The organism is Nocardioides marmotae (assembly GCF_013177455.1).
Classification (GTDB): Bacteria; Actinomycetota; Actinomycetes; order Propionibacteriales; family Nocardioidaceae; genus Nocardioides; species Nocardioides marmotae.
This window is the reverse complement of sequence record NZ_CP053660.1, coordinates 3,168,880-3,191,511: the sequence shown is the minus strand read 5'-3', so window position 1 is coordinate 3,191,511 and position 22,632 is coordinate 3,168,880. Positions and strand designations below refer to the sequence as shown.

Below are 22,632 nucleotides of genomic sequence, written 5' to 3'. Positions count from 1 at the left end.
CTCAGTGCCGGGCCCATCGGCCCGGCGTCTCGCCGAACTCGCGGGTGAACGCCCCCACGAACGCCGACGCGCTCGCGTAGCCGACCCGGTGCGCGGTCTCCTTGACCGGCAGCGTGCGGAGCAGGGCCCGCGCGGCCTGGAGTCGCAGCCGCGAGCGCCACTCGGTGTACGACGTGGCGAACTCGCGGATGAAGTCGCGCTGCAGGGTCTTCGCGCTGATGTGCAGCCGGTCGGCCCACTCCTGCAGCGTGGTGTCGTCGGCAGGATCGGCGCTCAGCGCGGCGGCGACCCGACGCGCGTAGCCGGCGCCCAGTCCGCTTCCGGTCCCGGCGCCGCGCTCCTCGGGCGGTGCGATCGCGCTGCTGGCACCGACGCCGGCCGTCAGGACTGCGCGCGCCGCCAGGCCCGCCTCCTCGCTCACGCCGGGACGGGCCACGTCGAGCAATGCGTCCAGGACGGCGGCCGGCACCTCCACCGGCGCCGCTCCGACGTCCTCGAGCGCGGGCGGCGCCTCGCGCAGGCCCACGCGCAGCACGCAGGCGGCCGACAGAGAGGCGATCTGGTGCACGTGCCCGCGGGTCGCCCAGAAGCCGGTGCCGGGCGCGAGGTAGGTGGTCGCGCCGCCGCGGCGTACGCACACGATGCCGTCCGGGCTCACGTAGAGCCAGTGCAGGTGGTCGTCGCGGGTGTCGGCGACCGTGAGCCCCTCCGCGCGGCGGTAGCGCAGCACCACCATCCCGGTCGGCGGGCCGATCCCGTAGCCGTACTCCTCGACGATGGCGTCGAGATGTCCTGCGAACGGCACGGGCTGTCCTCCGGGAGATATCGACTGCACGGCGCTAAGGCTAGCCTTACCTTCGTCCTCTCGGACGTCGTTTCAGCATCGTCGAAGGAGCTCCATGCGCTCGCGCCCGTTCACCCGTCCGTTCCTCTCGGTCCTCGCCGGTGCCACGGTCCTGGCGCTGACCCTCACCGGCTGCGGCGGGGATGACGCCGAGGCAGGGGGCGACGACTCGGCGGGTGAGGTCCGGGTCTTCAGCGCCGACAACGGCGAGGTCGAGATCCCGGCGGATCCGCAGCGCATCGTGGCCACCGGCTACGCCGTACCGAGCCTGATCGAGGCGGGGGCCGAGCTGGTGGGCATCTCGAGCTGGGAGCGCGGGACCAACCTGATGAGCGAGGAGGACCTGGCGACCTACGAGTCGCTCACCAAGGTCGCCGGCGAGACCGCCGACTCCACCAACTACGAGGCGATCGCCGAGGCCGAGCCGGACCTGATCATCATCGGCGTCCCCGCGCCCGCGCTGGTCGACATCGACCTGGAGCGCCTCGAGTCCATCGCGCCGGTGGCCGCGATCGGCCCGACCCAGCCCTCGGGCTGGCGGGACCTGAGCCGCCGTCACCTCGACGCCGCCGGCGAGCTGGGCGCGTGGGAGGAGGCGCGTGACGCCTACGAGGCGCGCGCGGCCGAGCTGAGCGAGAAGTACGCCGACCTGCTGGAGTCCGCCTCCTTCGGCCACCTCGGGGCCTACGGCGACACCAGCGCGGGCTCCTTCATGCGCGAGTACGCCGGGTCGTGGGGCCCCAACATCGCCGAGGACATCGGCGCGAGCTACCCCGGCGAGGTCGCCAAGAAGACCGGCGGCGCCGGTGACGTCTCGGAGTACCCCTCGATCGAGGAGCTCCCAGAGAGCTTCGGCGACGTCGACGTCATCACCTACTCCCTCGAGGACGACGGCAAGCCCTCCGCCGCAGTGAAGTACGTGCTCGACTCCCCGCTGTGGAAGAGCCTCCCGGCGGTCAAGGCGGACCGCGCGATCGGCGTCCGCTTCACCGAGGCCTCGACGTACGGCACCGCGCTGCGCACCCTCGACGAGCTCGACTCCGTGCTCGCACCCCTGCTGGCCGGCTGAGCGCGCCGATGTCGATCGACCGCTCCGAGCCGGGCACCCGGGTCGCCCTGCACCAGCGCACCGGCACCGGCATCGCCCGGGTCGGCTACCCGATCGGGGTACGCCGCGTGCGCGTCGCCGCGCGCGAGCAGGTCACCGAGACCATGGTGCGCCTGACCCTGTCCGGCCCCGAGCTCGAGGGCTTCCACACCTACCAGGCCGACGACCACGTCAAGGTGGTCTTCGCCTTCCCCGACGGCACCCGCAACGACCCGGTGCCCAACGACGAGGACAGCCTGGACTGGGTGCGCCCGGTGCCGCCGACGCGCAAGTACACCGTGCGGCGCCACGACCCGGCGCGCCGCGAGATCGACCTCGACTTCGTCGTGCACCCGGGCGGCCTCGCCGCGGACTGGGCCGCGACGGTCGCTGTGGGGGAGGAGGTCGTGATCGCCGGCCCGCCCGGCGCGAAGGTCTGGACCACGGGCTTCGACCACCATGTCCTGGCTGTCGACACCACCGGTCTGCCCGCGCTGGCGCGCTGGCTCGAGGAGTCCCCGGCCGACGTGTCGGCCCACGTGCTCATCGACACCGACCAGGCGGCGGACCGCGACTACCCGTTGGTGTCGCTGCCGGGCGTCGAGGTGACCTGGCTGGACCGCGGGGAGGGCTCGCGTCTGGCCGAGGCGGTGGCCGCCCTGGCGCTCCCGCCCGGTCGCACCTTCCTCTTCGCCGCCGGCGAGGCGGGCGACGTCAAGGCGCTGCGCGCCTGGGCCCGTGAGCACTGCGCCGAGAGCACGGTCACCGGCTACTGGAAGCGCGGGGTCGCTGGGCTCGATGACTGAGCTCGCCCGCCGGCCGGCGCAGGCGGGCGGGGAGGGCGCACGCCGCGGCGTACTGCTCGCCGGTGCTGCCCTGGCCGTCCTTCTGCTCGGCGTCGCGAGCATCTGCGTCGGGACGCGCAGCATCGCGCCCGTCGAGGCGCTACGCGCCTTCCTCGACGTCGCCGGCACCGACGACCACGTCGTGGTGCGCGAGATCCGGCTGCCGCGCACCCTGCTCGCGGTGACCGTCGGCGCCGCGCTGGCCACCGCGGGGGCGCTGATCCAGACGCTGACCCGCAACCCGCTCGCGGAGCCGGGCATCCTCGGGGTCACCGCCGGGGCCGGGTTCGCGATCGTCCTCGCCCAGACGCTGTGGCAGTCCGGCTCCCAGGTCGCGCAGCTGGCGGCCGCACTGGTCGGCGCGCTGCTCGCCACCGTCGCGGTGTACGCCGTGGGGCGCGACTCCCCGGTGCGGCTGCTGCTGGCCGGGGTCGCGCTGAGCTCGGTGCTCGCCGGGCTCTCGTTGGGGATCCGGCTGCTGCGCCCCGAGGTCTTCGACAACTACCGGTTCTGGGCGGTCGGGTCGCTGGCCGGGCGCGAGCAGACCCCACTCACCCTGCCGGTGCTGGTCGTGGTCGTCGCGCTCGTCGGCGCGCTGCTGCTCTCGCGCCCGCTGGACGCGCTCGCGCTCGGCGAGCACGTCGCGCACGCCCTGGGGGCGCACGTGGTGCGCACCCGGGTGCTGGTCGTGGTGCTGGTGACGGTGCTGGCCGGTGCGGCCACCGCGGTGGCCGGTCCGATCGCGTTCGTCGGGCTGATCGTGCCGCACGTGGCCCGGCGGCTGGCCCGGGGCTCGGTGCCCTGGCTGCTCGGCTTCAGCCTGCTGCTCGGCCCGGCGCTGCTGCTCGCGGCCGACGTGCTGGGCCGGCTGCTGCTGCCCACCGGGGAGGTGCCGGTCGCGATCGTGACGGCCTTCCTCGGTGCGCCGGTGCTGATCTGGGTCGTGCGCCGCTACGGCACGGTGGCGCTGTGAGCGCCGGGGCGACGCTGCGGGTGCCGTGGGGCGGCCGGGTGCTGCTCGTCGAACGGCGTGGTGCCCTGGCCTGCCTGCTGCTCGCGCTGGTCGCCGCCGGCCTGGCCTTCCTCGGTCTCTCCCGGGGCACCGGCTGGGACCCGCCCGGCGAGGTGTGGGCCGCGCTGACCGGCGACGGCGCGCGATCGGTGGTGGTCACCGAGTGGCGGGCGCCCCGGGTGGTCGCCGGGCTCGTGCTCGGTGCTGCGCTCGGGCTGGCCGGTGCCATCTTCCAGAACCTCACCCGCAACCCGCTCGGCAGCCCGGACGTGATCGGGCTGGACGCGGGCGCCTACACCGGGGCGCTGCTGGTGATCACGGTCCTCGGCGGCAGCGCCGCCCAGCTCGCCGCCGGCTCGGTCGTCGCCGGCCTGGCCACCGCCGCCGTGATCTACCTGCTCTCGATCCGCGCCGGATTCAGCGGCCTGCGGCTGGTCGTGATCGGCATCGCCGTCAACGCGATGCTCACCGCCGTGAACGCCTGGCTGGTGCTGCGCGCCGAGCTCGACGTCGCGATCGTCGCCGCCGGCTGGAGCGCCGGCTCCCTCAACGGCCTGGACTGGGGCGAGGTGCGGCTGCCGTTCCTCGTGCTGGGCGTGCTCGCCGTGGTGCTCGTGGGCGCCGCCCGTGCGCTGCACCAGTCGGCGCTGGGGGAGGAGCTCGCGGTCACCACCGGCGTCCGGCTCGGCCCCCTGCGGCTGCTGCTGATCGCCGTCGGCGTCGGCTGCACGGCCACCGTGACCGCGGTGGCCGGCCCGATCGTCTTCGTGGCGCTCGCCGCGCCGCAGGTCGGTCGCCGGCTCGCCGGCGCCGCCGGGGTGCCGCTGCTGCCGGCGGCGCTCACCGGGGCCGTGCTGCTGTCCGCCTCCGACCTGATCGCCCAGGTCCTGCTCGCGCCCGTGGCGCTCCCGGTGGGCGTCGTGACCACCGCGGTCGGCGGGGCCTACCTCATCTGGCTGCTGCTGAAGGAAGTGAAGCGATGACCCGCCTGGTCGCCGACGCCCTGACCCTCGCCTACGGCGAGCGGACCATCTCCACCGGGCTCGACCTCGCCGTGCCCGACCGGGCCTTCACCGCCATCGTGGGAGCCAACGCCTGCGGCAAGTCGACGCTGCTGCGGGCCCTGGTCCGCCTGCTGGAGCCGGCGTCCGGGAGGGTCGTCCTGGACGGTCGCGACCTGGCGACCCTGCGGGCCAAGGCGGTGGCGCGCGAGCTCGGCTTTCTCCCGCAGGGCCTGGTGCCGGTGGAGGGGATCCGGGTCGCCCAGCTGGTACGCCGGGGGCGCTATCCGCACCAGTCGCTCCTGGGCACCTGGACCGAGGCCGACGAGGCCGCCGTGGACCGCGCGATGGTCGCCGCCGGGGTGACCGGGCTGGCCACCCGGACCGTCGAGGAGCTCTCGGGCGGGCAGGCCCAGCGGGTCTGGATCGCGATGGTGCTGGCGCAGGAGTCGTCGTACCTCCTGCTCGACGAGCCGACGACGTTCCTCGACGTGGCGCACCAGTACGAGCTGCTCGGGCTGCTGGCCCGGCTGCGCGACGAGGGGCGCACGATCGTGACGGTGCTGCACGACCTCAACCAGGCCTGCCGCTACGCCGACCACCTGGTCGCGATGAAGGACGGCCGGATCGTGGCCCAGGGGGCGCCCGCCGAGATCATGGACGCCGCGCTGGTCGAGCACGTCTTCGGGCTGGCCTGCGTGGTGGTCCCGGACCCGGTCGCCGGGACCCCGATGGTGGTGCCGACCGCCGGCTTCTGAGCGGACCCGGAAAGCAGCGAACCCCCGGCCGGGTGGCTCGGGGGTCCAGTGCGTCTGCCTGCGCTCAGGCGTTGGGGCGCTTGCCGTGGTTCGCGCCCTTCTTCTTACGAGCGCGGCGCTTGCGGCCGGTCTTGCCCATGGTGTCCTCCTGGGATCGATGTACGTCGCCCCGAGGGGCCACGGGCCAGTCTCCCAGATGTCAGGAGGCTGGCGAAATCCGGCTCAGGAACCGGTCGGCGTCGACCACCACGCGGGTGATCTCGCCGGTGGCGACCACCTTGCCGGCGACCGGTCCCTCGGGGCCGATCTCGACGTGCCGGGCGGCGACGGTGAAGCGGTGCAGCCGCCCGTCGGCGTACGCCGGGGAGGCGGTGACCTCCAGCGCCTGCCCGAGCGGGCTGGCGGCCTGGTGGTCGAGGGAGACCCGCGTGCCGACCGAGGTCTGGCCCTCGGCCAGCGCGGGCTCGATCGCGGCGCAGGTCGCGGCCTCGCACCAGGCGAGCAGGCGGGGCGTGCCGAGCACCGGCAGCGACCCCGAGCCGACCGCGAGGGCGGTGTCGTCGTCGGTGACGGTGAACGGGAGCGTGGCGTCCGTGGGGTCGGTCAACTCAGAGGTCCCTTCCGAAGGCGATCAGCTGGACGTCGGGTGCCGGCGAGAAGTCGCGCTCGGGCAGCCGGGTGAACCCGGCCCGAGCGTAGAGGCGGTGGGCGTCGGCCATCTCCCTCAGGCTCGACATCACCACCGCCGTGGCGCCGTCGTAGCGGAAGCGGTCGAGCACCAGGTCGACCAGGGCGGCCCCGACGCCGCGGCCGCGGGCGGCCGGGTGGACGGCGAGCATCCGGAACTCGCCCTCGCCCGCCCGGGAGATCTCGCGCCACGACGAGCCGGGCGGGCAGATCGTCACGGTGCCGAGCACGTTCCCGTCGTCGACCGCCACCCACAGCTCGGCCTCCCGGTCGCGGCGGGCCGCGTCGCGCAGCCGGTCGAGGTAGGGGTCGTCCTCGCCGGTCACGAACGCGGCGTACGCCGCCACCGTCACGGCGCCGGCCGGCCCGAGGTCGTCCGGGGTGGCTCGCCGCAGCCGCATCAGATCCCGAAGGTGGCGCGCGGGTAGGCCGCGTCGACGTCGGTGATCACGTTGACCAGGTAGGGCACGTTCGAGGCGAACGCCCGGTCGATGGCCGCCCCGATCTGCCGCGGGTCGGTGACGGTCTCGCCGCCGCCGCCGAGCGCCTTGACCACCTCGTCGTAGGCCGTGCGGGGCGCGAGGTCGGCGATCACGTCGTAGCCGTAGAGCATCTGCATCGGGCCCTTCTCCAGGCCCCAGGCGGAGTTGTTGCCCATGATCATCACGACCGGGAGGTTGTGCCGGACCAGGGTGTCGACGTCCATCAGCGAGAAGCCGGCCGCGCCGTCGCCGAGCAGCAGCACGACCTGCGACGAGGGGCGTGCGATCCGGGCGGCGATGGCGGCACCGAGGCCGGCGCCGAGGCAGCCGTAGGGGCCCGGGTCGAGCCAGCCGCCGGGGCGCTTGGGCTCCACGAACTTGCCGGCGAAGCTGACGAAGTCGCCGCCGTCGCCGATGACCACCGCGTCGTCGGCGAGGCGCGGCACGAGCTCGCCGTAGATGCGTGCGGGGTGGATGGGGTCGGCCTCCGCGGTGAGCAGGGCGCGGTCTCGCTCGATGCCGGCGCGGACGGTGTCCTGCAGCGTGTCGACCCACGCCGTCCAGTCCGGCTTCCGCGGCGAGCGCTCGAGGCCGGCCAGCACGCCGTCGAGCACCGAGGTGAGATCACCGGCGACCGAGGCGGCCAGCGAGGCGTGCGCGGAGAGCTGGCCGGGGGAGTCGGCGACGTGCACGACCTGGGCGTCGCCGAAGACGCCGTAGGAGAGGCGGAAGTCCAGCGGGGTGCCGACCACGACGACCAGGTCGGCCTCCTTGAGCGCCCGGCTGCGGGCCTTGGTGACCAGCAGCGGGTGGCCACCCGGCACGACGCCGCGACCCATCCCGTTGGTCAGCGTGGGCACGCCGGCGGTCTCGACGAGGCGCAGGGCGGCCTCCTCGGCGCGGTCGGCCCACACGTCGGTGCCGAGCACGAGCACCGGCCGCGACGCGTCGGCCAGGAGCGCGGCGACCCGGGCGACCGCCTCGGGGTCGGGCTCGGCGCCGCGCATCGCCCCGACCGCGGTCGGGGCGGCCACCGTGGCCTGGGCGAACAGCTCATCCATCGGGACGTCGACGAAGACCGGCCCGCGGTGGGAGGACCCCGCCGCGCGGAAGGCCTGGTCGAGCCCGGGCGCGACGTCGGCCGCGGTCATCAGCGTCCGGGCGTCCTTGGACACCGACGCCACGATCGGCGGCTGGTCGAGCTCCTGGAGGCTGCCGCTGCCCCACCGGTTCTGCGGGGCGCGGCCGCCGACGACGACCATGGGGGAGCCGGCGAACTGGGCCTGCGCGATCGCGCTCACGCCGTTGGTCACGCCCGGGCCGGCGGTCAGCACGGCCAGGCCCGGGACGCGGGTCAGCTTGCCGGTCGCCTCCGCCGCGAACGCCGCGGTCTGCTCGTGCCGGACGTCGAGCAGGCGCATCGCGGGCTCGGCCTTGACCGCGCCGTCGTAGAGCGGGAAGACGTGGGCGCCGGAGAGGGTGAACATGGTCTCGACGCCGTGGGCCTGCGCGACCGCGACCGCGAGCTCACCGGCGTGGCCACGCACGTGGCCCTCCGGCACGGGGGTGTCGGCGGTCAGGTCGGGCCAGATCTCGGTGGTCTCGGGCGTCGTCGCGTCGGTCATGCCCGCAGGCTATGTGCAACCCACGTCACACGGGGGCCGAAGCGCCCGCCTGCGACAACGAGGGGTTCGTGTGGCGCAGGGCGTCGACCACGACGAGCAGCAGGTCCGAGCGGACCTCCGGCGGGTCGGGCGCCAGCGCGAGCTGGAGGTGCAGCGCGCGCAGGAACGCCTCGGCGTTGCCGCCGGCCAGGTGCGGGTCGCGCGCGTCGTACGTCGCCCGGCTGGACGCCGCCGCGGCGAGGCGGGCGATCCACGGCTCGAGGACCCGCAGCGGCACCTCGTCGCGGCGCAGCACGGTCATCGTGGCCAGGGCCAGACGGTCGGGCTCGCCGTTGACGAACAGGTGGTCCACCGGCAGCAGCACGCGGTCGGCGACCACGTCGAGCACGACGGTCAGCTCCGGCATGGCCAGGTGGGGGGAGCGGGCCAGCGCGGCGAGCGCGTCGGCGCCGTGCGCGACGGCGTGGGCCCAGCCCTTGCCGGGCAGGAACCCGCGGACGTCCTTCTCGCGCAGCAGCCAGGTCGCGACCCGGTCGCCCCACTCGAGCACCTTGCCGGCGGGCACCAGGCCCAGCCGGTTGTCGCGCTCGAGGCACTCGGCGAGCACCCGGGCGGAGTAGCTGCGACGCAGCACGGTGTCCGTGCCGACCTCGCCGAGCCCGGCCAGGAGGCCCGCGGCCATGCCGTCCCCGAGCCCGATCAGGAGGTCGTCGTAGACCCCGCGGGCGATCCAGGTCGCCAGCGCGGGATAGGCGGTGCCGTCCCGCAGCTCGGGGTCCGGATCGCCCAGGAACCGGGTGAGCTCGGCGGTCAGGTCCTCCAGCGGCCGGTCCTGGGGGACCGCGAGACCGCGGTGGTGGACCTGCTTCCAGTACTGCCCCGACATGCCCCCCATCCTGCCAGGGAACCGGCCCGGGACCGACCCGAGGAGGCCTCCGCGGGGCTTCAGTAAGGTCACATTCCGTGCCGACCCTCGCCGACCTGGTGCGCAGCCACACCGACCTCTCCGAGGAGGACGTCGCCTGGCTCCAGCTGTTGCAGGCGGACTGGCAGATCATCGCCGACCTGTCCTTCGCCGACCTGGTGCTCTGGCTGCCCGACCGCGCCGGCTCCGGCTTCTGGGCGGCGGGCCAGATGCGCCCGACGACCGGCCCGACGGCGTACGTCGACGACGTCGTCGGCACCTTCGTCCCCGCCGGTCGGCGCCCCCTGCTCGACACGGCGTACGCCGAGGGCCGGCTGGTCCGCGAGGGCGACCCGGAGTGGCGCGACGACGTGCCGGTCCGCGTCGAGACGATCCCCGTGCGGCGCGCGGGCCGGGTGATCGCGGTCGTCGCGCGCAACACCAACCTGCTGGGCGTCCGCACGCCCAGCCGCCTCGAGCTGTCCTACCTCCAGACCGCCGCGGACCTGACGCAGATGATCGCCCAGGGCTGGTTCCCGGCCACGGGGCAGCGCAGCGACCACGCCGACTCCCCGCGCGTCGGCGACGGGTTCCTGCGCGTCGACGCCCGCGGCCGGGTCGCCTACGCCAGCCCCAACGCGCTCTCGGTCTACCGCCGGCTGGGGCTCTCCGGCGACCTCGCCGGGCTCTCCCTGGCCGACCTCACCCGCGAGCTGGTGCCGCCCCGGCGCCGCCCGGACGAGGAGACGCTGAGCGCGGTGCTCGGCGGGCGGGCGCACCGCGACACCGAGATCGGCACCGACACGGTCTCCTTGATCGTCCGCTCGATCCCGCTGCGTCCGCAGGGCACCCACATCGGTGCGCTGGTGCTGGTGCGCGACGTCACCGACCTGCGGCGGCGCGACCGCGAGCTGGTCACCAAGGACGCCACGATCCGCGAGATCCACCACCGGGTGAAGAACAACCTGCAGACCGTGGCCGCGCTGCTGCGGCTCCAGGCGCGCCGGATCGACTCCGAGGCCGCCAAGCTGGCGCTCGAGGAGGCGGTGCGGCGGGTGGGCTCGATCGCGATCGTGCACGAGACCCTGAGCCAGGCGGTCGAGGAGACCGTCGACTTCGACGAGATCGCCGACCGGCTCGGCTCGATGGTGACCGAGGTCAGCGCGGTCGCCGGGCGGGTGCGCATGGTGCGCGACGGCGGGTTCGGCACGCTGCCCTCGGAGTCGGCGACCGCCCTGGCGATGGTGCTCACCGAGCTGTTGCAGAACGCCGTCGAGCACGGCTACGAGGTCGACGCCCGGGCCGAGCCCGCGGTGCCCGAGGACCTCTCCGCGCTCGGGGAGGACGAGGGGCCCGGGGGCACGATCCGGATGACGGTACGCCGCGGCGAGGGTCGCCTGCGCCTCACCGTCGACGACGACGGGCGCGGGCTGCCCGAGGGGTTCGACCTGGACGGGTCGACCAACCTCGGGCTCTCCATCGTGCGCACGCTGGTCGAGTCCGAGCTCGGCGGACGGCTCGAGCTCGGACCGGTGCCGGCCGGACCGGGGACGCGGGCCTCGGTCGACGTACCTCTGGCGTGAGCGGGTCGGGCGGGGTCGGTCCTCCGGATCAGGCCGTGCGGACGCGGGCCCGGGCGTTGCGGCGCTTCAGCGCGCGACGCTCGTCCTCGCTGAGGCCGCCCCAGACCCCGTGGTCCTGACCCGCCTCGAGCGCCCACGCGAGACACTGCTCGCGCACCTCGCATCGTCGGCACACCTGCTTGGCCTCCTCGATCTGGAGGATGGCCGGACCGGTGTTGCCGATCGGGAAGAACAGTTCCGGGTCCTCGTCGAGGCAGGCGGAACGGTGGCGCCAATCCATGGCTGGGAAATCCCTACTCTCTTCTACGTACGTGCAGGCAAGGGGCAGCTCAGGCCTGCGGGCCCGTGCGGGGGCAACGCGATGTGAACGCATTCACGAGCGAGTGTCCAGCGTGGCAATCTTTAGAACGTTATACAAGCGTTTGCCATGGTCTCTTCCGTCACAGGGGCCACGGCCGACCGGCCTCCGGCGCAGCCGACGGCCCCGGTTAGGCTCGAACGGTGGCCCCGACGGACGACCTCGACACCCCCTCCGGCGACCCGACCGGGCCGGCCGGCGCCCACCCGGTCCCGCTGACCGTCGCGGCGACCGTCGCCGCCGGTGAGGGCCTGGTCCTGCTGGTCCTGGCGGTCCTGGAGATCGCCCACCTCACGCCCGGTCGCGTGACGATGAACCTCACCACCACGGTGTTCTTCCTCGTCTGCGGAGCAGCGATCGTCGCCTGCGCCGCCGGCCTGCTCAAGCACGCGACGTGGTCACGCAGCCCGGTCGTCCTCGCGCAGCTGTTCGCGCTCGGGATCGCCTGGTCCTTCCGCACCGGCGACGCCACCGCCAAGGCGGTCGCGGTCGCGCTCGTGCTCGCCGCGGTCGTCGTCCTCGTGGGGGTGCTGCACCCCTCCAGCACCGCGGTGCTGACCGACGACCCGACCCGCGGCGACGCGGGGGACCCCAACTAGTCCGGACCAGCCGGCTAGTCCGCCTCCTCCAGCGAGGTCCGCAGCTGCACCAGGGTGCGGTTGAGCAGCCGGGAGACGTGCATCTGGGAGACGCCGATCTCCTCGGCGATCTGCGACTGGGTCATGTTCTTGAAGAACCGGAGCAGCAGGATCTTCTTCTCCCGCGGGTCCAGCCGGTCCAGCAGCGGCTTGATCGACTCGCGGATCTCGACGTGCTCGAGGTTGGCGTCGTCGACGCCGATCGCGTCGAGCATCGAGGCCGCGCCGTCCTCGGAGTCGTCGCTGGCGTCCAGGGACAGCGTGGAGTAGGCGTTGCTCGACTCGATGCCCTCGACGATCTCCTCCACGGTGCAGCCGATCGCCTCGGCCAGCTCGCGCGGCGTGGGGGAGCGGCCCAGCGACTGGGTCAGCTCGGCGGTGGCCGAGCCGATCTGCATGCGCAGCTCCTGGAGCCGGCGGGGGACGCGGATGGCCCAGCCCTTGTCCCGGAAGTAGCGCTTGATCTCGCCGATGATGGTCGGCGTGGCGTACGTCGAGAACTCCACGCCGCGGTCGGTGTCGAAGCGGTCGACGGACTTGATCAGCCCGATCGTGCCCACCTGCACCAGGTCCTCGAACGGCTCGCCGCGGTTGCGGAACCGCCGGGCGCAGTGCTCGACCAGAGGCAGGTGCAGGTGCACCAGGTCGTCACGCGCGCGGGCGCGCACGTGCTGCGGGGCGCCGGCGTCGTGCAGCTCGCGGAACAGCTCGGCGCTGCGCAGGCGCGTCAGCTCGATCCCGGTCGGCGGGGAGTCCGCCTCCGTGATCATCTCCTGCGTGCGCGGGGCGTCCATCGTCAGAGCCCGGCACCCAGCGTCGCCTCGAGGTCGTCCCCCAGGTCGAGCGCCTTCATCGTCATCGTGACGCCGAACCGGCCGGCCTCGGTCTGCACCGACGCGGCCGAGGCCAGCGTGGTGAGCACCTGCCAGGCGAAGCTGTCCTCGTCGGGCGCCGCCGGCGCCGCGGCGTCCACGCTCACCGAGACCGTCATCCGGCCCGGCAGCAACCAGAAGCGGCACAGCAGGTCCGAGGCCGGGTCGGCCTCGGAGAGGACCATCGCGCAGGCCTCGCCCACCGCGATGCGCAGGTCCTCGATGTCGTCGATCGTGAAGTCCAGGCGCGCGGCCAGGCCGGCGGTGGTGGTGCGGAGCACCGAGACGTAGACGCCGTCGGCCGGGACCCGCAGCTCGACGTCGGCGCGGTCCTGGTGGGGACCGCTGGCCGTGACAGACATGTGGTTCGTCCTTCTTCGCTGGGACCGTCGGGACGACCTTAGTGGTGCGGGCCCGCCACCGGGTGCTTCCCCCGCGACCGGCCCGGCAAACAGCCCGGCCCTCACCGCCGAGGAGCGTCGTGGGCCGTGCCCACCACGTCCCCTGCGGTGCTCCGGTCGTCGAGCTGGTCGAGCTGGTCGAGCTGGTCGGGGGAGTCGTCGTGGTTGCCCGGCAGGGCGACGAGCGCGGCGAGGCCGCCGACGAGGCACAGCACGCCGATGACCGTGCAGCCCAGGGCCAGCCCGTCGAGGAAGGCGTCGTCGACCGCGGCGGCGAGCCCGGGGACCTGGGCGGCCACGGCGTCGGCGAACCCGACGGAGTCCGCGGCGGCGTCGGCGGTGGGTCCGTCCAGACGTCCCTGCACGGTCGCCAGCAACGAATCGGCGTAGCGGAAGGAGAAGATCGACCCCACGACCGCGACGCCGAGGGTGCCCCCGAGCTCGCGGGTGGCGTCGTTGACGGCCGAGCCGACGCCGGCACGGGCCGGCGGCAGGACCCGCATGATCGACTCGGTCGCCGGGGTGCTCACCAGGCCGATGCCGCCTCCGAGCAGGACCATCTGGGGCACGACAACGCTCGCGTAGGCCACGTCGACCTCGATGGTCGCCACCCACAGGAACGCCCCGCCGAGCATGACCAGGCCGGGGGTGACCACCGCCTTGGTGCCCACGCGGGGCGCCAGCCAGCTGCCGACGATCGAGGCGACCGCGATCGACAGGGCGACCGGCAGGAAGCGGACGCCGGTCTCGAGCGGGGTGTAGTCGCGCACGAACTGGAAGAACTGGGTGATCAGGAAGATGAAGCCGAAGAGGGCGAAGAAGGCGATCGTCACCGCGCCGCAGGCGGCGCTGAAGCGGCGGTCGAGGAACAGCGTCACGTCGATCATCGGGTGGGCCACCGCGCGCTCGATGAGCACGAAGCCGATGACGAGCGCCGCGGCCGCCGCGAAGCCGGCGATGGTGATCGCGCTGCTCCAGCCGTGCTCGGGAGCCTCGATGATGGTCCACGTCAGCGTGCCGAGGGCGGCCACGGAGACGACGAACCCGGGGCGGTCGATGCGCGGCACGTGGGGGTCGCGGGACTCCGGCACCCAGGCCAGGGCCATCGCGATCGTGAGCACGCTGATCGGCACCAGGGCGAGGAAGACGCTGTGCCAGCTGTAGTGCTCGAGCAGGAAGCCGCCGGCCACCGGGCCGAGCGCCACGCCGACGCCGACCGAGGCGCCCCACAGCCCGAGGGCGGACGCGCGGGCGCGCCGCTCGGTGAAGGCGTTGGCGATGATCGAGAGGGTCGTCGGGAAGATGACGGCGGCGAAGACGCCCATGGCCACGCGGATCGCGACCAGGGCGGCGCTGGTGTCGACGAGGGCGGCGGCGGCGCTGCTCAGCGCGAAGCCGGCCAGGCCGAGGACCAGCGCCGGGCGCCGGCCGAACCGGTCGGAGAGGCTGCCCATCGCCAGGACCAGCGCGGCGAACGCGAGGTTGTAGCCGTCGACGATCCAGAGCAGCTCGCGCGTCCCGGCGTCGAGCTCCTCGGCCAGGGTCGGGAGCGCGATGTTGGTGATGGTGGTGCTCAGGTTGATGGTGACCGTCGCGAGGCAGACGGTGAGGAGGACCAGGGACTTCCGGGGCACGGCGCGCTCCTGCTGTAGGCAGTGTCAACATTGAGCGTGGGGCCTCGTGTTGACGGTGTCAACACCCTGCTGCCTGAGGCGTTACGGTGAGGGGGTGCCCGCCGCGACGCCGTACCACCACGGGAACCTGGGCCAGGCCCTGGTCGACGCGGCCGTCGACGCCGTGCGCGAGCAGGGCCCCGACGGCTGGTCGCTGCGCGACCTGTGCCGCAGGGTCGGGGTCTCCCACAACGCCGCCTACCGCCACTTCGCCCACCGCGACGACCTGGTCGCCGTGGTCTCCGCGGCGACGATGACGCGGCTCGTCGAGACCCTCGAGGAGCGGCTCGCGCGCGTCGAGGCCGACGACCCGGTGCTGCGCGCGCGACGCCGGCTGGCCGAGGCCGGACGGGGGTACGTCGACTTCGCGGTCGGCGACCCGCACCTGTTCCGACTGGCGTTCGCCTCCGCCGTCGTCCGCGACCCCGCCCCCGCGCCCGGACGGGACCCCTACGGGGTGCTCAGCCGGGTGCTCGACGACCTCGTCGCCGTCGGCTTCCTCGCTCCCTCGGCGCGTCCGGGCGCCGAGACCACGTGCTGGTCGGCGGTCCACGGCTTCGCCTGCCTCTGCATCGAGGGCCCGCTGCGCGACGCCGCTGAGGCGGCGCGCGCCGCCGAGCTCGACCACGTCCTGGTGGCCATCGACCGCTCGTACGCCGCCACCACCGGCGCCGCCGTCGGCCCCGACGACCTGCGCGCCGCTCGGCCCGGCTGAGGTCGGCTCGGACCCGGATGCACGAGAAAAGGCGGTGGGCGCCGCCGGGTCCCTCGCAGGACTCCGGCGGCGCCCACCGCCCGGACCGCACGCGTGCGTGCGACTCGCGCCTTCGATGAAGGCTCAGGCCTTCTTGTTACGACGACTTCGCAAGCTCAGTCGTCGATGAAGACCAAGCTGGCCTTCGCAAGCTCAGGCCTTCTTGGTCTCCCAGAAGATCTCCGCGATCTCGTCGATCTTGGCGATCAGCTGGTCGGCCTTCTCCGCGTCGAAGACGGCCTTGGTGCCGGTGCCGCCCGCGAGCTTGGTGGCCTCGTTGAAGAGGGTGTGCAGCTGCGGGTACTTCTCGAAGTGCGGGGCCTTGAAGTAGTCGGTCCACAGCACCCACAGGTGGTGCTTGACCAGGTTCGAGCGCTCCTCCTTGATGAGGATGGCCCGGGTGCGGAAGTCGGGGTCGTCGTTGTCGGCGACCTTGCCGATGATGGCCTTGATCGACTCGGCCTCGTAGCGGGCCTGGGCGGGGTCGTAGACGCCGCACGGCAGATCGCAGTGGGCCGAGACCTCAAGAGTGGGAGCGAAGAGTCGCGCGAACATTGCCGTCCTCTCAGGATGGGTGGGTGGTGCGGTGTAGCCCGGACGGTCGCCGAGTGGCGACGCAGCCGCCTGTGACACTACTCCGCGTGGCAGCAGACGCACGAGCAGGTCGCCCGGGCTCGGGACCGGTGCCCAGGATCGGCCTCGCGCACGTCTCCGGGGACTCGATGCGGCCCACGCTCGCCCCTGGCGACCGGCTCCTCGTCGTGCACGGCCGGCTCCCGCGGCCCGGCCGGGTCGTGGTCGCGCGGCTCGCCGACGGGACGGTCGCGGTCAAGCGGGCGGTCGAGCGTCGTACGACGGCGTCCGGCCGGCCGGGGTGGTGGCTGCTCAGCGACGACCCGGACCGCGGGGTCGACTCCCGCCACCGGGGGCCGGTCCGCGACGAGGACGTGCTGGCCGTCGTGGTCGCCCGGGTGTGGCCCCGACCGCGCCGGCTCTGACGCCCACCGCCGCGGGGAGGGGGTGCTGTGACCCATGCCATGGCGGACAGCCGGGTCCGTGCCGGTCCCCTGTGCGAGAGTTGCCGACCATGGCGACACCGCACGAGAACACCGACGCTCCCGAGACACCCCAGGCTGCAGCCCCCGACCACCCCCTCGCCGGGGACCCGGTCTTCGACCTGCACGTAGGCGGCAAGCTCGAGACGGTCTCCACGGTGTCGCTCGCGGGCGCCGAGGAGCTGTCGATGGCCTACACCCCGGGCGTGGCCCGGGTGTGCACCGCGATCGCCGAGGACCCCTCGATGACCCAGCACTACACGTGGGTCCCCAACGTCGTCGCCGTCGTCACCGACGGCACCGCCGTGCTCGGCCTCGGCGACATCGGGCCGGCCGCCGCGATGCCGGTGATGGAGGGCAAGGCCGTGCTGTTCAAGCAGTTCGGCGGCGTCGACGCCGTCCCGATCTGCCTGGACACCACCGACACCGACGAGATCATCGAGACCGTCGCCCGGCTCGCGCCGAGCTTCGGCGGCATCAACCTCGAGGACATCTCCGCCCCGCGCTGCTTCGAGATCGAGGACCGGCTCAAGGAGCGCCTCGACATCCCGGTCTTCCACGACGACCAGCACGGCACCGCCGTGGTCGCGCTCGCCGCCTTGAAGAACGCGCTGCGGCTGACCGGCCGCACGCCCGCCGAGACCCGCGTGGTCATCTCCGGCGCCGGCGCCGCCGGGGTGGCCGTCGCCCGGATCCTGCTCGAGGCCGGCATCACCGACCTCGCCGTGACCGACCGCAAGGGCGTGCTGAGCTCCGACCGCGACGACCTGACCCCCATCAAGCGGGTCGTCGCCGAGCTCACCGCCGACACGACCGGCCGCTCCGGGACGCTCGCCGACGTGCTGGTCGGCGCCGACGTCTACATCGGCGTCTCCGGCGGCACCGTGCCCGAGGAGCACGTGGCGCGGATGGCCGACGACGCGATCATCTTCGGCCTGGCCAACCCGACCCCCGAGGTGCTGCCCGAGGTCGCCCACCGCCACGCCCGCGTGGTGGCCACCGGCCGCTCGGACTTCCCGAACCAGATCAACAACGTGCTGGCGTTCCCGGGCATCTTCCGCGGCGCGTTCGACGTCCGCGCGACGGCGATCACCGAGGGCATGAAGCTCGCCGCCGCCGACGCGCTGGCCGCCCTGGTGGGCGACCGGCTCGCCGAGGACTACATCATCCCCTCGCCGTTCGACGACCGGGTCGGCCCGGCGGTCTCCGCCGCGGTGGCCGAGGCCGCGCGCCGCGACGGCGTGGCCCGCCGCTGAGCGGCTGAGCCGCCGCCGAGAGGGGCACCTGGCCGCCGTGCTCGCCGTCTACGCCGAACGCTTCGCACCCGACGACCCGCTCTCCGCCCTCGTGGTGGGCGAGCAGCCCGAGCCCGTCGCGCCCGAGGGCTGGGCGCGGGTGCGGATCCGGGCGGCCGCGCTCAACCACCACGACCTGTGGACGCTGCGCGGGGTCGGGATCAAGGCCGAGGCGCTGCCGATGGTGCTCGGCTGCGACGGCGCCGGGATCGACGAGGACGGCAACGAGGTCGTCGTCCACGCGGTGATCGGCGACCCCGGCGTCGCCGACGACGAGACCCTCGACCCGGACCGCGCGATCCTCTCCGAGCGGCACTGGGGCACCTTCGCGGAGACGATCGTGGTGCCGCGGCGCAACCTGGTGCCCAAGCCGGCGTCGCTGTCCTTCGAGGAGGCCGCCTGCCTGCCCTCGGCCTGGCTGACGGCCTACCGGATGCTCTTCACCCAGGGCGGCTGCCGCCCCGGCCAGACCGTGCTGGTCCAGGGCGCCGGCGGCGGCATGTCGACGGCGCTGGTCATGCTGGCGCGCGCGGCGGGCCTGCGGGTCCTGGTGACCGGCCGCGACGAGGCCAAGCGGCAGCGGGCGCTGGAGATCGGCGCCCACGAGACGTACGCCGCGGGGGAGCGGCTGCCGGTCAAGGTCGACGCGGTCATGGAGACCGTCGGCCGCGCCACCTGGTCGCACTCGGTGCGCTCGCTGCGTCCGGGCGGCACGATCGTCATCTCCGGGACGACGTCCGGGCCGCAGCCCGACGACGCGGAGCTGACCCGGATCTTCTACCGCCAGCTGCGCGTCATCGGCTCCACGATGGGCACCCGCCACGAGCTCGCCGCGCTCGTCGCGATGCTCGACGCGACCGGCGTCCGGCCGCTGGTGGACCGCGTGCTGCCGATGGCCGAGGCGCGTGCCGGCTTCGAGGCGATGGCCGGCGGCGACCTGTTCGGGAAGGTGGTGTTCACGCTGTGACCACCCAGGCACGCACCCACCTGGTCACCGGCGCCGGGTCCGGGATCGGGGAGCTCCTCGCCCGCCGCCTGCACGAGCGCGGCGACCACCTCGTGCTCCTGGCGCGCACCCCGGCCCGGGCCGAGGAGCTGGCGGCGGCGTACCCCGGCGCCGACGTGCTGGCCGCCGACCTCGCCGACCCCGCCTCGCTGGAGTCCCTCGCGCTGCCGGAGCGGCTGGACTCGGTCGTGCACGCCGCGGGCGTCGTGGAGCTCGGGCCGGTCGCGGAGCTCTCGACCGCCGCCTGGCAGGAGACGCTGGCGGTCAACCTGGTCGCCCCCGCGGTGCTCACCCGGCTCGCGCTGCCGGCCCTGCGCGCCGCCCGGGGGACCGTGGTGCTGGTCAACTCCGGCGCAGGCCTCCACGCCCACGCCGACTGGTCGGCGTACGCCGCCTCCAAGCACGGCCTGCGCGGGCTCGCGGACTCCCTGCGGGCCGAGGAGGGCGGCGCCGGCGTCCGGGTCACCTCGGTCTTCCCCGGCCGCACCGCGACGCGCATGCAGGAGGAGGTGCACCGCCAGGAGGGCAAGACCTACGACGCCGCGGCCTGGATCCAGCCGGCCACGGTGGTCGACCTGGTGCTGCACGTGCTCGACCTGCCCGAGGACGCGGTCGTCCCCGAGGTCGTCGTCAGGCCGCGCTGACCCCGGTCAGGTCTGGGCAGGTCTGGTTCAGGGTCTGGGTCAGGAACGGGACTGCCACTGCAGAGCCCCCACGAGCACCATCCGCAGCTGGGTCCGTGCGTTCTCGGCGAGCTGGCGCTCGAGGTCGGGGCGCCCGGCGGCGGCCAGGATCGACTCGGCGGTCGCCACCATCGCGGTGACGATGAGGTTGCTCAGCACACGCAGGTCCTCGCTGGACCAGTGCTCGGTGCCGGGCAGGCGCGCGATGTCGGTGGCGAGCTCCCGCTCGCACAGCTCGATCTCGTGCCGGATCGCCTCGCGCACCGACGGCGGGCCGGCCGCCCGCTCGCGGGCGATGAAGCGGAAGTGCTGGCGCTGCTGGTGGACGTGCTCGACGAGGATCCGCACCGAGGAGTCCACGATGTCGGTGTACCCGCCGGCAGCGCCGTCCCCCCGGCGTACGTCGCGCAGCATCGCGCGCAGGGACACGAACGACTCATCGACCAGCGCGAGGCCGAGCGCCTCGATCGAGTCGAAGTGGCGGTAGAAGGCGGTGGGCACGATGCCGACCTCCTTGGCCACCTGGCGCAGCGAGAGCGCCACCAGGGAGCTGTCCTCGCACAGGTCCAGCGCGGCGTCCATGATCGCGCGGCGCGTGCGCTCCTTGCGCTCGACCCTGGTCTCGGACATCGGCTCATCGTAGCGCTCGTCACACCGCCGGAGGACGTGTGTGCACGCTCACCCCCAGTCGGGTTGACCAGGGGCGGGAAATTGGGGAACTTGGTGAGTGCACATCCGTTCACTGACGCCGTGCACCACCGAAGGAGCAGCCCCATGGGCATCGCCACCTCCGTCCTCCGCAGCCGGGCCGTCGCCGCCCTCGCCTCCCCGCACGGCGTCGACAGGTACCTCGAGCTGGTCAACCCGATGTGGGCAGCCCACGAGGTGCGCGCCCGCGTCGTCGACGTCCACCGCGAGGTCGACGTCCCCGGGCACCCGCCGGTCGCGACGATCACCCTGCAGCCCACCTCCACCTGGCGCGGCCACCGGGCCGGCCAGCACGTGCAGGTCGGCGTCGAGATCGACGGCGCACGGCGCACGACCCGGGTCTTCACCATCTCCAGCCCCGACAGCCGGCCAGGGGACCGGTTCACGATCACGCTGCGGGCCAACCCCGACGGACTCGTCTCCCGCTACCTCATCGAGCGTGCCCGGCCGGGCACGATGGTCCACCTCTCCCAGGCCCAGGGCGAGTTCGTCCTGCCCGACGCGGTGCCCGAGCGGATCCTGCTGATCTCCGGCGGCTCCGGCATCACGCCGGTGATGTCGATGCTCCGCTCGCTCCAGCGCCGCACCCACCGCGGGCAGGTCACCTTCCTGCACTACGCGCAGAGCCCCGAGCACCAGATCTTCGCCGCCGAGCTCGACGAGATCCGCCGGTCCGGGCACGGCATCGACGTGCGGCTGCTGCACCCCGAGCTCGGTGACCCGGCCCTCTCCCCGGCCTACCTCGAGCGGCACGTGCCGGGCTACCGCGACGTCCCCACCTGGGCGTGCGGGCCCGCGCCGCTCATCGAGGCCGTCCAGGGCGCGTACGGCGACTCCCCGGCGCTGCGCCTGGAGTACTTCAAGCCGCCGCGGGTCGCGGGCTCCGACGCGGCCGAGGGCGACGTCGTCTTCAGCCGCTCCGGGGCCTCCGGCGCCAACACCGGCGACACCCTGCTCGACCAGGCCGAGGCGCTCGGGCTGACGCCCGAGTCCGGTTGCCGGATGGGCATCTGCTTCTCCTGCGTCTCCCGCAAGAGCGAGGGGACCGTCCGCAACGTGCTGACCGGCGAGGAGTCCTCGCTCCCGGACGAGGACGTCCGGATCTGCGTCTCCGCCCCGGTCGGCGACTGCACCGTCGACCTGTGACCACCGCCCGAACCAGCGGAAGGACCACCATGACCACCACCCAGCACGCCCCGACCACCGACACCGCCACCGACACCGCCACCGACGCGCCCGCCGGCCCGATCACGGGTCGGCTCACCGCCGAGCAGCTCGAGACCTTCGGTGCGGAGATGGACGCCATCCGCCAGCGGGTGCTCGCCGAGCTCGGCGAGGACGACGCGACGTACATCCGCAACGTCGTGAAGGCCCAGCGCGCCTTCGAGGCCGCCGGCCGGGCCCTGTTCTACCTGCCGCCGGCGTGGCCGCTCGCCGTCGCCTCGCTCAGCGTCTCCAAGATCCTCGACAACATGGAGATCGGGCACAACGTCATGCACGGCCAGTACGACTGGATGGGCGATCCCGGCCTGAGCTCGCGGATGTATGAGTGGGACAACGTGTGCCCCAGCGAGCAGTGGAAGTACAGCCACAACTACATCCACCACACCTACACCAACATCCTCGGCAAGGACCGCGACATCGGCTACGGCGTCCTGCGGATGGACGAGGACCAGCCGTGGCACCCCTACTACCTCGGCAACCCGGTCTACGCGTTCCTGCTGATGGTCTTCTTCGAGTGGGGCGTGGCGATGCACGACCTCGAGGTGGAGAACCTCGTCGCGGGCAAGCGCAAGATCGAGGACAACAAGGCCCTGCACGCCGGGATCATGCGCAAGGTGCGGCGCCAGGCGCTCAAGGACTACGTGCTGTTCCCCGCGCTGACCGGCCCGCTCTTCCCGCTGACCTTCGCGGGCAACGCGACCGCCAACCTGGTCCGCAACGTGTGGGCGTTCAACATCATCTTCTGCGGCCACTTCCCGGCCGGCGTGGCGACCTTCTCCCAGGAGGAGTGCGAGGACGAGAGCCGCGGCCAGTGGTACTTCCGCCAGCTGCTCGGCTCGGCCAACATCACCGGCGGGAAGCTCTTCCACGTGATGACCGGCAACCTCAGCCACCAGATCGAGCACCACCTCTTCCCCGACCTGCCGGCCCGGCGCTACCCGGAGATCGCCGAGCAGGTCCAGGAGATCTGCGAGCGCTACGAGCTGCCGTACAACAACGGACCGCTGGGCAAGCAGCTGTTCAGCGTCGCGCGGAAGATCTGCCGGTTCGCCCTGCCCGACCGGCGCAGCGCGGACGTCGCGACCGCGCAGGCGGACGAGACGGTGGTGGCCGCCTGAGGGCGGCCCCGCCACACTG

Annotated in this window: 26 protein-coding genes; 14 read left to right on the top strand and 12 right to left on the bottom strand. The window is 73.6% G+C overall.

Annotated features, from left to right (window positions below):
* Position 1 precedes the first annotated feature (1 nt).
* Positions 2 to 805 carry a helix-turn-helix domain-containing protein gene (locus HPC71_RS15205; RefSeq protein ID WP_216656431.1) on the bottom strand — a complete coding sequence of 268 codons (804 nt, stop codon included), beginning with the start codon at positions 803 to 805 and terminating at the stop codon, positions 2 to 4.
* Positions 806 to 899: 94 nt separating this feature from the next.
* On the opposite strand from HPC71_RS15205, the gene HPC71_RS15200 reads away from it, so the two are divergent.
* Genes HPC71_RS15200 through HPC71_RS15180 form a run of 5 tightly spaced genes read left to right on the top strand, consistent with a single transcriptional unit; the run spans position 900 to position 5,547 of the window.
* On the top strand, positions 900 to 1,913 hold the full coding sequence (locus HPC71_RS15200; RefSeq protein ID WP_154614862.1) for an ABC transporter substrate-binding protein: 1,014 nt from the start codon (positions 900 to 902) through the stop codon (positions 1,911 to 1,913).
* A gap of 8 nt (positions 1,914 to 1,921) precedes the next feature.
* A complete protein-coding gene (locus HPC71_RS15195) occupies positions 1,922 to 2,737 on the top strand; it encodes a siderophore-interacting protein (RefSeq protein WP_216656430.1) in 816 nt (271 codons plus the stop codon).
* Positions 2,730 to 3,749, top strand: coding sequence for a FecCD family ABC transporter permease (locus HPC71_RS15190; RefSeq protein ID WP_154614863.1), 1,020 nt, complete (start codon positions 2,730 to 2,732; stop codon positions 3,747 to 3,749). Before HPC71_RS15195 ends, HPC71_RS15190 begins: the two co-directional genes overlap by 8 nt.
* Positions 3,746 to 4,771: a FecCD family ABC transporter permease gene (locus tag HPC71_RS15185; RefSeq protein WP_171896878.1), complete on the top strand. Its 1,026-nt coding sequence runs from the start codon at positions 3,746 to 3,748 to the stop codon at positions 4,769 to 4,771. The genes HPC71_RS15190 and HPC71_RS15185 overlap by 4 nt, the downstream gene beginning before the upstream one ends.
* A complete protein-coding gene (locus tag HPC71_RS15180; RefSeq protein ID WP_154614864.1) occupies positions 4,768 to 5,547 on the top strand; it encodes an ABC transporter ATP-binding protein in 780 nt (259 codons plus the stop codon). The genes HPC71_RS15185 and HPC71_RS15180 overlap by 4 nt, the downstream gene beginning before the upstream one ends.
* A 64-nt stretch (positions 5,548 to 5,611) precedes the next feature.
* Here HPC71_RS15180 and HPC71_RS21270 read toward each other — a convergent pair whose 3' ends face one another.
* From HPC71_RS21270 to HPC71_RS15160, 5 genes are read right to left on the bottom strand one after another with little or no spacing between them, the layout of a single operon-like run.
* Positions 5,612 to 5,686, bottom strand: a complete 75-nt coding sequence (locus HPC71_RS21270) for a 50S ribosomal protein bL37 (protein WP_369759046.1) — start codon at positions 5,684 to 5,686, stop codon at positions 5,612 to 5,614.
* 60 nt (positions 5,687 to 5,746) lie between these two features.
* Positions 5,747 to 6,154 carry a thioesterase family protein gene (locus HPC71_RS15175; RefSeq protein ID WP_154613176.1) on the bottom strand — a complete coding sequence of 136 codons (408 nt, stop codon included), beginning with the start codon at positions 6,152 to 6,154 and terminating at the stop codon, positions 5,747 to 5,749.
* A 1-nt stretch (position 6,155) separates the two neighbouring features.
* Positions 6,156 to 6,635: a GNAT family N-acetyltransferase gene (locus HPC71_RS15170; protein WP_154614865.1), complete on the bottom strand. Its 480-nt coding sequence runs from the start codon at positions 6,633 to 6,635 to the stop codon at positions 6,156 to 6,158.
* The gene (locus tag HPC71_RS15165) at positions 6,635 to 8,341 is read right to left on the bottom strand and encodes an acetolactate synthase (RefSeq protein WP_154614866.1); all 1,707 of its coding nucleotides are present in this window, start codon (positions 8,339 to 8,341) and stop codon (positions 6,635 to 6,637) included. The genes HPC71_RS15170 and HPC71_RS15165 overlap by 1 nt, the downstream gene beginning before the upstream one ends.
* Before the next feature lie 25 nt (positions 8,342 to 8,366).
* Entirely contained in the window at positions 8,367 to 9,227 is an 861-nt protein-coding gene (locus HPC71_RS15160) for a DUF2785 domain-containing protein (protein ID WP_154614867.1), read from the bottom strand.
* A gap of 77 nt (positions 9,228 to 9,304) precedes the next feature.
* Between HPC71_RS15160 and HPC71_RS15155 the strand changes: the two genes are divergently transcribed.
* Positions 9,305 to 10,828 carry a sensor histidine kinase gene (locus tag HPC71_RS15155; protein ID WP_171896877.1) on the top strand — a complete coding sequence of 508 codons (1,524 nt, stop codon included), beginning with the start codon at positions 9,305 to 9,307 and terminating at the stop codon, positions 10,826 to 10,828.
* A 28-nt stretch (positions 10,829 to 10,856) separates the two neighbouring features.
* Here HPC71_RS15155 and HPC71_RS15150 read toward each other — a convergent pair whose 3' ends face one another.
* On the bottom strand, positions 10,857 to 11,108 hold the full coding sequence (locus HPC71_RS15150) for a WhiB family transcriptional regulator (protein ID WP_011755173.1): 252 nt from the start codon (positions 11,106 to 11,108) through the stop codon (positions 10,857 to 10,859).
* Positions 11,109 to 11,329: 221 nt separating this feature from the next.
* On the opposite strand from HPC71_RS15150, the gene HPC71_RS15145 reads away from it, so the two are divergent.
* Positions 11,330 to 11,785, top strand: coding sequence for a hypothetical protein (locus HPC71_RS15145; RefSeq protein WP_154614868.1), 456 nt, complete (start codon positions 11,330 to 11,332; stop codon positions 11,783 to 11,785).
* 14 nt (positions 11,786 to 11,799) lie between these two features.
* On the opposite strand, the gene HPC71_RS15140 is transcribed toward HPC71_RS15145, so the two are convergent.
* The 3 genes from HPC71_RS15140 to HPC71_RS15130 all read right to left on the bottom strand — a co-directional run bounded on the left by HPC71_RS15140 (position 11,800) and on the right by HPC71_RS15130 (position 14,731).
* Positions 11,800 to 12,618: an RNA polymerase sigma factor SigF gene (locus tag HPC71_RS15140; RefSeq protein ID WP_230084194.1), complete on the bottom strand. Its 819-nt coding sequence runs from the start codon at positions 12,616 to 12,618 to the stop codon at positions 11,800 to 11,802.
* 2 nt (positions 12,619 to 12,620) lie between these two features.
* Positions 12,621 to 13,058: an ATP-binding protein gene (locus tag HPC71_RS15135; protein WP_154613171.1), complete on the bottom strand. Its 438-nt coding sequence runs from the start codon at positions 13,056 to 13,058 to the stop codon at positions 12,621 to 12,623.
* A gap of 101 nt (positions 13,059 to 13,159) precedes the next feature.
* Complete coding sequence (locus HPC71_RS15130) at positions 13,160 to 14,731, bottom strand: MFS transporter (protein ID WP_171896876.1); 1,572 nt, start codon at positions 14,729 to 14,731, stop codon at positions 13,160 to 13,162.
* A gap of 94 nt (positions 14,732 to 14,825) precedes the next feature.
* Here HPC71_RS15130 and HPC71_RS15125 point away from each other — a divergent pair, with 94 nt between their 5' ends.
* On the top strand, positions 14,826 to 15,485 hold the full coding sequence (locus HPC71_RS15125) for a TetR/AcrR family transcriptional regulator (protein WP_171896875.1): 660 nt from the start codon (positions 14,826 to 14,828) through the stop codon (positions 15,483 to 15,485).
* A 192-nt stretch (positions 15,486 to 15,677) separates the two neighbouring features.
* Here the strand turns inward: HPC71_RS15125 and sodN are convergent, their stop codons facing one another.
* Complete coding sequence (sodN, locus tag HPC71_RS15120; protein ID WP_154613169.1) at positions 15,678 to 16,079, bottom strand: superoxide dismutase, Ni; 402 nt, start codon at positions 16,077 to 16,079, stop codon at positions 15,678 to 15,680.
* A gap of 86 nt (positions 16,080 to 16,165) precedes the next feature.
* Here sodN and HPC71_RS15115 point away from each other — a divergent pair, with 86 nt between their 5' ends.
* The 4 genes from HPC71_RS15115 (at position 16,166) to HPC71_RS15100 (ending at position 19,524) form a co-directional block, all read left to right on the top strand.
* Positions 16,166 to 16,522, top strand: a complete 357-nt coding sequence (locus tag HPC71_RS15115; protein WP_253943732.1) for a S24 family peptidase — start codon at positions 16,166 to 16,168, stop codon at positions 16,520 to 16,522.
* An 89-nt stretch (positions 16,523 to 16,611) separates the two neighbouring features.
* A complete protein-coding gene (locus HPC71_RS15110; protein ID WP_154613168.1) occupies positions 16,612 to 17,835 on the top strand; it encodes an NAD(P)-dependent malic enzyme in 1,224 nt (407 codons plus the stop codon).
* A 37-nt stretch (positions 17,836 to 17,872) separates the two neighbouring features.
* The gene (locus HPC71_RS15105; protein WP_171896874.1) at positions 17,873 to 18,841 is read left to right on the top strand and encodes a zinc-binding dehydrogenase; all 969 of its coding nucleotides are present in this window, start codon (positions 17,873 to 17,875) and stop codon (positions 18,839 to 18,841) included.
* Positions 18,838 to 19,524, top strand: a complete 687-nt coding sequence (locus tag HPC71_RS15100) for an SDR family oxidoreductase (protein ID WP_216656429.1) — start codon at positions 18,838 to 18,840, stop codon at positions 19,522 to 19,524. Before HPC71_RS15105 ends, HPC71_RS15100 begins: the two co-directional genes overlap by 4 nt.
* 39 nt (positions 19,525 to 19,563) lie before the next feature.
* On the opposite strand, the gene HPC71_RS15095 is transcribed toward HPC71_RS15100, so the two are convergent.
* Complete coding sequence (locus HPC71_RS15095; RefSeq protein WP_154613166.1) at positions 19,564 to 20,193, bottom strand: TetR family transcriptional regulator; 630 nt, start codon at positions 20,191 to 20,193, stop codon at positions 19,564 to 19,566.
* A gap of 144 nt (positions 20,194 to 20,337) precedes the next feature.
* Between HPC71_RS15095 and HPC71_RS15090 the strand changes: the two genes are divergently transcribed.
* Positions 20,338 to 21,417 carry a ferredoxin reductase gene (locus HPC71_RS15090; RefSeq protein ID WP_154614943.1) on the top strand — a complete coding sequence of 360 codons (1,080 nt, stop codon included), beginning with the start codon at positions 20,338 to 20,340 and terminating at the stop codon, positions 21,415 to 21,417.
* Positions 21,414 to 22,613, top strand: coding sequence for a fatty acid desaturase family protein (locus tag HPC71_RS15085; protein WP_253943731.1), 1,200 nt, complete (start codon positions 21,414 to 21,416; stop codon positions 22,611 to 22,613). The genes HPC71_RS15090 and HPC71_RS15085 overlap by 4 nt, the downstream gene beginning before the upstream one ends.
* Positions 22,614 to 22,632: the final 19 nt, after the last annotated feature.

Excerpts from the sequence above, each read along its gene's own strand:
- HPC71_RS15160 (WP_154614867.1), bottom strand. The coding sequence starts at position 9,227 with ATGTCGGGGCAGTACTGGAAGCAGGTCCACCACCGCGGTCTCGCGGTC.
- HPC71_RS15135 (WP_154613171.1), bottom strand. The coding sequence starts at position 13,058 with ATGTCTGTCACGGCCAGCGGTCCCCACCAGGACCGCGCCGACGTCGAG.
- HPC71_RS15195 (WP_216656430.1), top strand. The coding sequence starts at position 1,922 with ATGTCGATCGACCGCTCCGAGCCGGGCACCCGGGTCGCCCTGCACCAG.
- HPC71_RS15095 (WP_154613166.1), bottom strand. The coding sequence starts at position 20,193 with ATGTCCGAGACCAGGGTCGAGCGCAAGGAGCGCACGCGCCGCGCGATC.
- HPC71_RS15110 (WP_154613168.1), top strand. The coding sequence starts at position 16,612 with ATGGCGACACCGCACGAGAACACCGACGCTCCCGAGACACCCCAGGCT.
- HPC71_RS15140 (WP_230084194.1), bottom strand. The coding sequence starts at position 12,618 with ATGGACGCCCCGCGCACGCAGGAGATGATCACGGAGGCGGACTCCCCG.
- HPC71_RS15190 (WP_154614863.1), top strand. The coding sequence starts at position 2,730 with ATGACTGAGCTCGCCCGCCGGCCGGCGCAGGCGGGCGGGGAGGGCGCA.
- HPC71_RS15180 (WP_154614864.1), top strand. The coding sequence starts at position 4,768 with ATGACCCGCCTGGTCGCCGACGCCCTGACCCTCGCCTACGGCGAGCGG.
- HPC71_RS15200 (WP_154614862.1), top strand. The coding sequence starts at position 900 with ATGCGCTCGCGCCCGTTCACCCGTCCGTTCCTCTCGGTCCTCGCCGGT.
- HPC71_RS15170 (WP_154614865.1), bottom strand. The coding sequence starts at position 6,635 with ATGCGGCTGCGGCGAGCCACCCCGGACGACCTCGGGCCGGCCGGCGCC.
- HPC71_RS15165 (WP_154614866.1), bottom strand. The coding sequence starts at position 8,341 with ATGACCGACGCGACGACGCCCGAGACCACCGAGATCTGGCCCGACCTG.
- sodN (WP_154613169.1), bottom strand. The coding sequence starts at position 16,079 with ATGTTCGCGCGACTCTTCGCTCCCACTCTTGAGGTCTCGGCCCACTGC.
- HPC71_RS15090 (WP_154614943.1), top strand. The coding sequence starts at position 20,338 with ATGGGCATCGCCACCTCCGTCCTCCGCAGCCGGGCCGTCGCCGCCCTC.
- HPC71_RS15150 (WP_011755173.1), bottom strand. The coding sequence starts at position 11,108 with ATGGATTGGCGCCACCGTTCCGCCTGCCTCGACGAGGACCCGGAACTG.